The 7,737-nt window shown below is 73.6% G+C and carries 6 protein-coding genes; 4 read left to right on the top strand and 2 right to left on the bottom strand.

Translation table 11 applies throughout. The features are described 5' to 3' along the window. Nucleotides 1-2,661, bottom strand: a 2,661-nt coding sequence (locus MKK53_RS00785; RefSeq protein ID WP_243925914.1) for a DNA translocase FtsK, incomplete at its 3' end; no start/stop codon positions are given. 320 nt (nt 2,662-2,981) lie between these two features. Here MKK53_RS00785 and MKK53_RS00780 point away from each other — a divergent pair. The 3 genes from MKK53_RS00780 to MKK53_RS00770 all read left to right on the top strand — a co-directional run bounded on the left by MKK53_RS00780 (nt 2,982) and on the right by MKK53_RS00770 (nt 5,860). Further along, a complete protein-coding gene (locus tag MKK53_RS00780; RefSeq protein WP_243925912.1) occupies nt 2,982-5,045 on the top strand; it encodes an NAD(+) synthase in 2,064 nt (687 codons plus the stop codon). Nucleotides 5,046-5,150: 105 nt separating this feature from the next. Then, nucleotides 5,151-5,381, top strand: a complete 231-nt coding sequence (locus MKK53_RS00775; RefSeq protein ID WP_243925910.1) for a hypothetical protein — start codon at nt 5,151-5,153, stop codon at nt 5,379-5,381. 86 nt (nt 5,382-5,467) lie between these two features. Continuing rightward, nucleotides 5,468-5,860 (top strand): PilZ domain-containing protein, encoded by a 393-nt coding sequence (locus MKK53_RS00770; protein ID WP_243925908.1) that lies wholly within the window; start codon nt 5,468-5,470, stop codon nt 5,858-5,860. 162 nt (nt 5,861-6,022) lie between these two features. Here MKK53_RS00770 and MKK53_RS00765 read toward each other — a convergent pair whose 3' ends face one another. Beyond that, nucleotides 6,023-6,493 carry an HIT family protein gene (locus MKK53_RS00765; protein WP_243925905.1) on the bottom strand — a complete coding sequence of 157 codons (471 nt, stop codon included), beginning with the start codon at nt 6,491-6,493 and terminating at the stop codon, nt 6,023-6,025. 125 nt (nt 6,494-6,618) lie between these two features. Here MKK53_RS00765 and MKK53_RS00760 point away from each other — a divergent pair, with 125 nt between their 5' ends. Beyond that, nucleotides 6,619-7,575: a cation diffusion facilitator family transporter gene (locus tag MKK53_RS00760; RefSeq protein ID WP_243925903.1), complete on the top strand. Its 957-nt coding sequence runs from the start codon at nt 6,619-6,621 to the stop codon at nt 7,573-7,575. Nucleotides 7,576-7,737: the final 162 nt, after the last annotated feature.

The raw sequence follows: 7,737 nt of genomic DNA, 5'->3' as shown, positions 1-7,737 counted from the left end.
AAGCTGCTCCGCGCCCATCTCCCCGAGGATCGTCCGCGAGTCGATCTTGCTCGTCACCTGGAAGCTGATCCGGGTCGGGAAGTTCGCCTTGATCGTCCCGGTGATCACGTCCACCGACGGACGCTGCGTCGCCATGATCAGGTGGATGCCCGCCGCACGCGCCATCTGCGCCAGCCGCTGGATCGCCCCCTCGATGTCCTTGCCCGCCACCATCATCAGGTCGGCCATCTCATCGACCACGATGACGATGTAGGGGAGGGCGGAGAGGTCCATCTCCTCCTGCTCGTAGACGACCTCGCCGGTCTCGCGGTTCACGCCGGTCTGCACGGTCCGGGTGATGGTCTCGCCCCGGTCCCGGGCCTCCTTCATCCGCGCGTTGTAGCCGTCGATGTTGCGCACGGCGATCTTGGCCATCTTCTTGTAGCGCTCCTCCATCTCGCGCACGGCCCATTTGAGGGCGATCACCGCCTTCTTCGGGTCCGTCACGACCGGGGAGAGCAGGTGCGGGATGCCGTCGTAGACCGACAGTTCCAGCATCTTCGGATCCACCATGATCAGCCGGCATTCCTCCGGCTTCAGCCGGTAGAGCAGCGACAGGATCATCGTGTTGATCGCCACCGACTTGCCCGAGCCGGTGGTGCCGGCCACCAGCAGGTGCGGCATGCGGGCGAGGTCGGCGATGATCGGCTCGCCGCCGATGTTCTTGCCCAGGCACAGGGCCAGCTTGTGCTTCGTCTCCGCGAAGTCCGGCGAATAGAGCAGCTCGCGCAGGTACACGGTCTCGCGCACCTCGTTCGGCAGCTCGATGCCGATGACGTTGCGGCCGGGGACCACGGCGACGCGGGCCGAGACCGCCGACATGGACCGGGCGATGTCGTCCGACAGGGCGATGACGCGGCTCGACTTGGTGCCGGGCGCCGGCTCCAGCTCGTAGAGGGTCACCACCGGGCCCGGCCGCACGGCCAGGATGTCGCCGCGCACGCCGAAATCCTGCACCGTCTGCTGCAAGTTGAGGGCGTTCTGCTCCAGCACGTCGGCATCGACTTCCTCGCTGGCGCCCGGGGCGGGCAGGGCGAGGAGTTCGAGGGAGGGCAGCTCGTAGTCGGCGTTGTCGAAGGAGGCGATCTCCAGGTGCCGGGGCGCCGCGATCATGCGCGGACGGGCGACCAGGGGCAGGTTGGCCGGGGCCTCCGCGGCGGCGGGGGCGACCTCGACGGCCTCGACCGTCTCGACCGGGGCCGGCGGGATCACGGCGCGCTCGGGCTCGGGCGCCGGGGCCGGCTCTGGGGCGGGCTCGGGGGCGGGCTCGGGGGCGGGCGACAGCGCCAGCGCCGGGGCCGGCTCGGCCGCCGGGGCGGCGCGACCGCGCAGGAGCACCGTCCGGGCGGCGAGGGGGATCACCACCCGCTCCTCCGCCCGCGCCTCGGCGGCGACGGGAACCGGGGCCTCGGGCGCCGCCGGCACGGGGGCCGCGGCGGTGCGGATCGCCGCCCGGGCCGCCATGGCGCAGGGCAGGGCCGGGCGCCGGGGGGCGGGGGTCGGGCTCGGCGCCGCGGGGGCGGCGTGCGGGCCGAAGACCAGGGACAGGGCGGGCTTCACGGGCGGGGCGACCTCCTGCCCGTTATCCTGCCCATCGGCGGGACGGGGGGGCTGGTCGAAGCGCACGAGGCGGTCGAGCCCGTAGGCCGGCCGGGGCGGCAGCGCGCGCAGGAGCGACACGTCGAGGGCCGGGGCGAGGGTGGGCGCGGGGCCGGCCGGCGGCGCGGCCTCGGCGGCGGGCGCCTCGGGGGTCGGCGACTCCAGGGAGGCCCACACATCCACGGACGACCAGTCGTCGCCGCCGAACCACGGCTGGGCCTGCGACCAGTCGGACAGGTCGGACCAGTCGCGGGGCTCGGGGGCGGCCGGAACCAGGGCGAGGGGAGCCGGCGCGAGCGGGGCCCGGGCATCCGGGAGCGGGGCGGCCTCGGCCTCCACCACCGCCGGGGGCGGCGGACGGCGGTCGGGGGTGCGGAAGTAGCGCACGCCCGGGTTGGCGACGAAGGGCTGTTGCCAGCGGGGCAGGCCCGCCGCGGCGCGGAGGAGGCCCTCGTCCATGGCCTCGGCCTCGGCCTGCCGGTCGAGGAGCACCTGTGCCTCCTCCCGGGCCCGGCGCTCGACCTCGACGGCCTGGGCGGCGGCCTGCGCCTCGGCGCGGGCGCGCTCCAGGGCGACGCGCTCGGCCTCCAGGGCGCGCTGGCGGCGCTCCTGCAGCACCGTGTCGGGGGTGCGGACGTAGCGCACGGAGGAGGGCTGGGCCGGGGCGGCGGCCACGGGCTCCTCGGGGGCGATGGCGTCGGGCCGGCGGGGCTGGCGCACCAGCACGCCGGGGGAAGAGGCCTGCCGGTCGATCCGGCTCTCGGCCCGCAGGGCGACCGCCCGGTCGTCGAAGATCTCGGACGGCCAGGCCTGCGCGGCGGGGGGCGTGTCCGCCTCGCTCGCCCAGTCCGGTTCGGCGCCGTAGGCCCGGGGGGCGCGCTCCAGGCCCTCGCGGCCGACGAGGACGGTGGGGGGCGTCGTCCAGCTCGGCTCCGCCCGGCGGCCGGAGGTGCCGTAGCCGACCCGCGAGGGGCCGGCGCCGCTCCCCGCGAGGCGGCGGGTCAACGTGGCGCGCAACGCCATGAGGCGGTGCGCCAGCGCCCCGAGGGACAGGCCCGAGCGGTCGCCGCCCCGCACCGGGCGGGCGGGGTCACGGTGGGAATGCGGGGGTCGTCCCGATGCGCGCATGGGTTTCCGATGAGACGCTGGATACAGGGGGCCACAGGCGGCCCGCGGCTCCGTAGAGTTAGGAGCGTCAGCGTTAACGGGGGCTTTCGGCCGGGTGTGTCGCGCGCGGTTCGTGGGCGATCCCGCCCTGCGGGAGGGGCGTGTCCCGGGGCCGGATCCCAACCGCGAATCCCTGTAGTACACTGGCGCCATCCCCCCGAACCCGGACCGGTGCCGTGTCGAAGCCCCCCGATTCCAAAGCCGGCTTCCGGTCCCTCTACCGGCACGGTCTCGCTCGCGTCGCCGCCTGCACCGGGCGCAGCCATCCGGGCGATCCGGCCCGCAACGGCGCGGCCATCCTCGCCCTCGCGCAGACGTGCCACGGGGCGGGGGCGGCGGTGGCGGTGTTCCCGGAGCTCGCCCTCTCGGCCTACGCCATCGAGGACCTGCTGCTGCAGCAGACCCTGCTCGACGCCGTCGAGGCCGCCGCCGCGGAGCTCGCCGCGGGCACGGCCTCTCTCCGGCCGCTGCTGATCGTCGGCGCGCCCCTGCGCTGGCGCCACCGGATCTACAACTGCGCCCTGGCGATCCAGGGGGGGCGGGTGCTCGGCGTGGTGCCCAAGACCTTCCTGCCGAACTACCGGGAGTTCTACGAGAAGCGCCATTTCGCCTCGGGCGCCGGGATCGCGGGGGAGACGATCACCGTCGCGGGCGCGGCGGTGCCGTTCGGGACCGACCTGCTGTTCCGGGCGGAGGACCTGCCCGGCCTCGTGGTGGGCATCGAGATCTGCGAGGATCTGTGGGTGCCGCAGGCGCCGGGCATGGGGGCCGCGCTGGCCGGGGCGACGGTGCTGGCCAACCCCTCCGGCAGCCCGATCACCATCGGCCGGGCCGATTCGCGAGAACTCCTCACCCGGGCGGCCTCCATGCGGGGGGCCTGCGCCTACCTCTACGCCGCCGCGGGCCGGGGCGAATCGACCACCGACCTCGCCTGGGACGGGCAGACCAGCATCGACGAGTGCGGCGTGCGCCTCGCGCAGGGCGAGCGTTTCGCCACCGGGCCCGTGGCGACGCTCGCCGACATCGACCTCGACGCCATCGCCCAGGAGCGCCTCCAGGCCGGCAGCTTCGACGACGGCGCGGGCGGCGCCGCATCCCCCCCCTGGCGGAGCGTGCCGTTCCGGGTGGACCCGCCCGCCGACGACCTCGGCCTGATGCGCCGGGTCGAGCGCTTCCCCTTCGTGCCGAGCGATGCCGCCCGCCTCGCCCAGGATTGCTACGAGGCCTACAACATCCAGGTGGCCGGCCTCGCCCAGCGGCTGGAGGCTACCGGCACGAAGCGGGTGGTGATCGGCATCTCGGGCGGGCTCGATTCGACCCACGCCCTGATCGTCGCCGCCAAGGCGTTCGACCGGCTGGGCTACCCGCGCGCGGACATCCTCGCCTACACCCTGCCGGGCTTCGCCACCTCGGCCGGCACCAAGGCCAACGCCCACGCCCTGATGAGGGCGCTCGGCACCACCGCGGCCGAGATCGACATCCGCCCCGCCGCCGAGCGGATGCTGGCCGACATGGGCCACCCCTACGCGGCGGGGGAGAAGGTCTACGACGTCACCTTCGAGAACGTGCAGGCGGGCCTGCGCACCGATTACCTGTTCCGCCTCGCCAACCGGGCCGGCGGCCTCGTGATCGGCACGGGCGACCTGTCGGAGCTGGCGCTCGGCTGGTGCACCTACGGCGTCGGCGACCAGATGAGCCACTACGCCGTCAATGCCGGCGTGCCCAAGACGCTGATCCAGCACCTGATCCGCTGGGTGATCTCCTCGGGGGCGTTCAGCACCGAGGAGGGGCGGGTGCTGCACGCCGTCCTCGACACGGAGATCTCGCCCGAGCTGGTGCCCGCCGAGGCCGACGAGGCGCCCCAGAGCACCGAGGCGGCCATCGGCCCCTACGCCCTGCAGGACTTCACTCTGTTCTACACGCTCCGCTACGGGTTCCGGCCCTCGAAGATCGCCTTCCTGGCCCTCCACGCCTGGGGCGAGGCCGGGCGCGGCGGCTGGCCCGCGGATTTCCCCGCCGACAAGCGCGTCGCCTACGGGCTGCCGGAGATCCGCCACTGGCTGTCGGTGTTCCTCACCCGCTTCTTCGGCTTCAGCCAGTTCAAGCGCTCGGCCCTCCCCAACGGGCCGAAGGTCGTGGCCGGCGGGGCGCTCTCGCCCCGGGGCGACTGGCGGGCCCCCTCCGACGGGTCGGCCCGGATCTGGCTGGAGGAGCTCGCCCGCAACACCCCTGAAACCTGAGCGTCACAAACCCGACCGATTGTGCCATTAAGACAACGGTCAAGCTGATTCCCCGCAACGTGGCGGGGGGCCGGTGTCCGAGGGCGGCCACGTGGAGGGTTTCCGATGCGGAACTACAACCTCTTCCGGCTGACCGAGGTGGAAGGCCTGTGCTGCGCGGTGCCCGAATCGAGTGCGGTGCCGGCCTTCATCGGCTCCGGCCGGTGGACGTTCGGCGGCAAGCTCGCGGATGGCAACCGGGCGCCGCTCGATTTCGACGGGCGCGCCGCCGACACCGCCGTGCGGTTCAACGGCTTCTACCTGTTCCAGACCGTCGACCGCCGCTTCATCGCCTGAGGCGCCGCGGTCTGCGATCGCGACGAATGTTCCTTAACAGATCGCGGGCACAGTCGGCTCCGTCGCGCACGTCGGAACTTGTTGGCATGTCCAAGGAACAGCGAAAGCAGCCGCGCCTCCGGGTCTTCCTCAAGGGACGCATTCATTTCAACAACGGTGCGTCGAGCATCGATTGCCTGGTGCGGGACATGTCGGCCCAGGGCGCGCGGCTGATGCTGAGCGAGACCGCGACGCTGCCGGAGAAGTTCGACCTGTTCATCCCGCAGAAGGAGCGGACCTACCGGGCCTGCCTGCGCTGGCGCCGGGAGGACGGGATCGGCGTGACCTTCGACGGGGCGGACGCCGCGGCGGAGGGGGCCTCCTCCTCCGATTCCACCCTGGGCGCCCTGCTGCGGCGGGTCGGGGAGCTGGAGGCCGAGAACGCCGTGCTCCGCCGGCAGCTGACGCAGATGCTGGAGGCACGCGCCCCCGCCCTCTGAAGGGGCCGGCGGGAGAAGACCCTCACCGGTTCCGCCATGGTCCCCGGCGTGCCGCGAACCGGGGACACGCCGCGCCGGGCCACGGCCCGCCTCCCCGGATGGCGTCGCCCCGCCCGGGACGACGGGATGGGGTGCCCCCGGCGGGTCGCGCCTTCCAAACCCTCAGGACGGGGGAGCGGCGGGGGGCGGACCGCCTTTGCCCTCGGCCGCCAGGGCCGCGCGGATGCGCGCCGCATGGCCGGCGAGCAGGTCGGAATCGGCCATCCCGCCCTCATGGCGCCGGAGGGGCACGCCCTCGCGCCGGGGGATGATGTGGACGTGCAGGTGGAACACCGTCTGCCCGCCCGCCGCCTCGTTGAACTGGAACACCGTCAGCCCGTCCGCCGCGAAGGCGGCCTTCACGGCGCCGGCCACGATCTGGACGCTGCGCATCAGGGCGGCCAGCGTCTCCGGTTCCGCGTCGAGCAGCCCGCGGGAGGGCGCCTTCGGGATGACGAGGGTGTGGCCCTCGCCCTGGGGCATCACGTCCATGAAGGCCAGGGTGTGCGCGTCCTCGTAGACCGTGTGGGCGGGCATCTCCCCCCGCAGGATCTTGCCGAAGACGTTGTTCGGGTCGTAGGCCGTGTCCGCCATGCTGCCTCCCATCCGGGCCGGCACGATGCACGGCGCGGGCGCCCGCGTCCACCGGCTGGGAACCGGGGCGAGGCCAAGCTCCTTCTCCCCGCGGCGCCGGCCAGGCGCGGGGAGGGTGGAGAGCAGTGGCGCACGAGAGCACGGGGGCGATCTACGCCGCGGCCGGGGCCAACCTCGCCATCGCGGCGGCGAAGTTCGCGGGCGGCTTCCTCACCGGATCGACGGCGATGTTCGCCGAGGGCGTCCATTCGGTGGTGGACACCCTCAACCAGATCCTCCTCCTCGTCGGCCTGAAGCGGGCGGCCAAGCCGGCCGACCGGCGCCACCCGTTCGGCTACGGCCGGGAGATCTACTTCTACGCCTTCGTCGTCGCGCTGATGATCTTCCTCGGCGGCGGCGTGTTTGCGCTCTACGAGGGCGTCGAGCGCATCCTGCACCCGGAGCCGGACAAGGACGCGCACCTGTTCGGCCTGGTGATCCCCGGCCTCTACGTGAACCTCGCGATCCTCGGCTTCTCCATCCTGGCGGAGGGCTACTCCTGGACCGTGGCCATGCGCCAGTTCTGGGCGGAGAAGGGCCGGCACTCGGCCCTCCACGCCATCCGGCGGAGCAAGGACCCGAGCCTGTTCACCATCCTGGCGGAGGACACGGCCGCGCTCGCCGGCCTGCTGATCGCCCTCGCGGGCGTGGTGCTCGCCCACGTGCTGGAGATGCCGGCCCTCGACGGGGCGGCCTCCATCGGCATCGGCCTCGTCCTCGTGGGGATGGCCCTGTTCCTGATGGTCGAGACCCACGGCCTGCTCATCGGCGAGGCGGCCGACCCGGACCTCGTCGCGGCGATCGCGGAGATCGTCCGGGAGGAGGAGGGGGTGATCCACCTCAACGAGGTGCTGACCCAGCATCTCGGCCCCTCCGACATCCTCGTGAACGTCAGCCTCGACATGGCCGACGACATGACGGCGGGCGCCGTGGAGGCCGTGGTCGGGCGCCTCGACAAGGCGCTGAAAGCCCGGGACCCGGACGTGACGCGGGTGTTCATCGAGATCCAGGCCAAGCCGGAGGCCCCCCGGGCGGCGGCGTGAGGCGCACGGATTCCGGGCGGTCCCACCCTCCACGCCTGCGGGGAGAAGGCCGCGACGACCGCGTCGTCGGAGCGGCGGGGCGGCACCCGAGGGTGAGGGGGAGCGCCGGAGGAGTCTCGTCCGGCCAAGCCCCCGCACCGCCGCTGCGGCTCCGCCTTCGGT

The sequence above is a fragment of the Methylobacterium sp. J-076 genome (assembly GCF_022829405.1).
Lineage (GTDB): Bacteria > Pseudomonadota > Alphaproteobacteria > Rhizobiales > Beijerinckiaceae > Methylobacterium.
This window is presented reverse-complemented; position numbering and strand designations above follow the sequence as displayed.